The organism is Methyloceanibacter sp., from assembly GCF_050728395.1.
In the GTDB taxonomy this organism is placed as follows: Bacteria; Pseudomonadota; Alphaproteobacteria; order Rhizobiales; family Methyloligellaceae; genus Methyloceanibacter.
On sequence record NZ_JBOHJB010000171.1, the window covers coordinates 1 to 2,955 of the forward strand.

Genomic DNA, 2,955 nt, shown 5'->3' on the forward strand with positions numbered 1-2,955 from the left:
GCGATAGCATTTTTGGGCATCTGCTGGAACCGATCTCGCGGCGCTGGTTCAACGGGGTTGTGGATCGTCACGACGGCAATGCCTACGACAAGCGGTTCAAGAGTTGGGACCATCTGGCGGTGCTGATCTATGCGCAGCTTGGCGGAATTGACGGCCTGCGCGGCCTTGAGACGGTGTGGAACGCCCATGCGCACCATCATTACCATTTGGGCGTGGGTAAGCTGTCGCGCTCGACATTGGCAGATGCGAATGTCCGCCGTCCGACCGCGATTTTCATCGAGACCTTTTCGATGCTCTCGGGCCAAGCCTCTGGACTGCTTAGGCGGGAGAGCGATGAGATGCTGCGGCTGATCGATGCGACGCCGATTCCGCTGGGCCAGCTCGTGACCTGGGCCAAGTGGAACGGGCGTGCGCGCGGGCTCAAGCTGCACGTCGTCTACGATCCGGCCGCCGACAATCCCACGCGCCTCGACATCACCCATGTCAACGTCAACGACGTGGAGGTTGGCCGGCAAGTGCCGATCGAAGCTGGCCATGCCTACATCTACGATAAGGCTTATTGCAGCTATGATTGGTGGATGGACATCCATCAGGCTGGGGCGCAGTTCGTCACCCGCAGCAAGATCAACGCGCGGTACAAGGTTACACGGCGAAGAGCTCTCATAAAGCGCAAAGGTGATGGTTTCAAAATCCTCAAGGACCAGGAGGTGAGGCTTATCAGCAAAAACGCTTCTCGGCTTCCCATTGTCATGCGCCGCGTGCGCGTCAAGCGCGAGGACGGAGGAGTGCTGGTCCTCATAACCAACGATCTTAGGCGCTCCGCCGTCGAGATCGCCGCGCTCTACAAAAAGCGCTGGCAGATCGAGCTCCTGTTCCGGTGGATCAAACAGCACCTCAAGATCAGGACCTTCTTCGGCCGCAATGAGAATGCCATCCGCCTGCAGATTCTTGCTGCCATGATCGCCTATGTGCTTCTGCGCATCGTCGCGCGCCAAAGCCGCCTCAAAGTACCGATCATCCGCTTCGCCGATCTCCTCTGCGCGCGCCTCTTCACCCGCGCCAAAATCGAGCAAATCGACAAACCACCCGACGTCAATCCAGCCAAGCGACGACCAAAACACTCCCCAGACCAATTGCATTTCTGCTATGCGTGAACTTTCCCCGGACAGCCGTGCCGTAAACGGGGGAGGAAAGAAGTGTTCGCGGTATGCGCTGAACACAGCGATCGATCGCGGATTGCGATGGGTTTGCCCGCAAAAGTTGACTCTCCTCCGCGATGTCTTATGAACCCGTCCTCATAGGGCGACATCGACATCTGGAGGGGGCATGAAGGCGCCGCATCTGCTCGTGCACGACAAGAAGGATTCGGTCGGCGTGGTCGTAGTCGAGGATCTGAAAGCCGGAACCGACATGCTGTGCGTGGTGACGGCGGACAATTCGTCGTTCCGCATGAAGAGCCTGATGGACGTGCCGATCGGGCATAAGATCGCGCTCGGCGACATCAAGAAGGGCGACACGGTGTGGAAATACGGCCACGACATCGGCAAGGCCGTGGCGAACATCAAACAGGGCGAGCACGTGCACGTCCAAAATCTCAAGACCAAGCGGTGGTAGCGATGGCGAAAACAGCGAAGAAGAATCCGCCTTCGTCCGTTGGACTTCGGCGGACAGGCGGCAAGGCAACGAAGAGACAGGGATTGCCCAAGATCATGGGCTGGCGGCGCGCGAACGGCCGTGTGGGCGTACGAAACCACGTGATCGTGCTGCCGCTGGACGACCTCTCCAATGCCGCAGCCGAAGGAGTGGCCAACAACATCAAGGGCGTGATGGCGATCCCGCACGCCTATGGCCGTCTGCAATTCGGCGAAGACCTGCAGCTTCTCTTCCGCACCCTGATCGGCACGGGCGCCAATCCCAATGTCGCGGCCGTCGTTGTCATCGGCATCGAGGAAGGCTGGACCAAGCGCGTGGTCGACGGCATCAGGAAGACCGGAAAGCCCGTCGTCGGCTTCGGCATCGAAGGCACCGGCGACATCATGACGGTGGCCAAGGCCTCGCGCGCGGCGAAGGACTTTCTGCAAGCGGCCTCGGAGCTGAAGCGCGAGGAGTGCGATCTCTCCGAACTGTGGATCTCGGCCAAATGCGGCGAGTCGGACACCACGACCGGTCTCGCCTCGTGCCCGACCGTCGGCAACATGTACGACAAGCTGATCCCCAACGGCGTCTACGGCGTGTTCGGCGAGACCTCCGAGATCACCGGGGCCGAGGACCTCGCGAAGGCGCGCGCGATCAACCCGCGGGTCGGGAACAAGTGGTACAAAGTGTGGAAGGCCTATCAGAACGACGTGATCGAGGCGCACAAGACGGACGACCTCTCCGAGTCCCAGCCGACCAAGGGCAACATCGCGGGCGGGCTGACCACGATCGAGGAAAAGGCGCTCGGCAATCTGGAGAAGATCGGGCGCGAGTGCCGGTATATCGACGTGCTCGAGCCCGCCGAAGTGCCGCGCAAGGGGCCCGGGCTGTATTTCATGGACACGTCATCGGCGGCGGCGGAGTGCGTCACGTTGATGGCGGCGGCGGGCTATGTCGTGCACTGCTTCCCGACCGGCCAGGGCAACGTGATCGGCAATCCGATCCTCCCCGTGATCAAACTGACCGGCAATCCCAAGACCGTGCGCACGATGTCTGAGCATATCGATCTCGACATCTCCGGCATCATAAGGCGCGAGATCACCATCCCCGAAGCGGGCGACATGCTGATCGACATCATCGCGCGCACGGCGAACGGGCGGCTGACCGCCGCCGAAGCCTTGGGCCACCGCGAGTTCGTGCTGACCAAGCTCTATCGCAGCGCCTAGTCTATGTCCTCGCGTCCTACTAGGTGTCATTCCCGGCCGAGCGATGTGCACACATCGCGAGGGGAAGGGAATCCATGGACCCCCTTCCCTCGCC

3 protein-coding genes are annotated in these 2,955 nt (G+C 61.1%); all 3 read left to right on the forward strand.

Annotated features, from left to right (window positions below):
• The first annotated feature begins 8 nt into the window (after positions 1–8).
• The 3 genes from ACREC7_RS16190 to ACREC7_RS16200 all read left to right on the forward strand — a co-directional run bounded on the left by ACREC7_RS16190 (position 9) and on the right by ACREC7_RS16200 (position 2,861).
• On the forward strand, positions 9–1,154 hold the full coding sequence (locus tag ACREC7_RS16190) for an IS4 family transposase (RefSeq protein ID WP_431556720.1): 1,146 nt from the start codon (positions 9–11) through the stop codon (positions 1,152–1,154).
• Positions 1,155–1,326: 172 nt separating this feature from the next.
• Positions 1,327–1,614 carry a UxaA family hydrolase gene (locus ACREC7_RS16195; protein WP_431556719.1) on the forward strand — a complete coding sequence of 96 codons (288 nt, stop codon included), beginning with the start codon at positions 1,327–1,329 and terminating at the stop codon, positions 1,612–1,614.
• Between the two features lie 95 nt (positions 1,615–1,709).
• Complete coding sequence (locus tag ACREC7_RS16200) at positions 1,710–2,861, forward strand: UxaA family hydrolase (protein WP_431556721.1); 1,152 nt, start codon at positions 1,710–1,712, stop codon at positions 2,859–2,861.
• Positions 2,862–2,955 lie beyond the last annotated feature (94 nt).

What these genes read in the sequence shown, in the direction of transcription:
- ACREC7_RS16195 (WP_431556719.1), top strand. Translation starts at nt 1,327, where the DNA reads ATGAAGGCGCCGCATCTGCTCGTGCACGACAAGAAGGATTCGGTCGGC.
- ACREC7_RS16200 (WP_431556721.1), top strand. Translation starts at nt 1,710, where the DNA reads ATGGGCTGGCGGCGCGCGAACGGCCGTGTGGGCGTACGAAACCACGTG.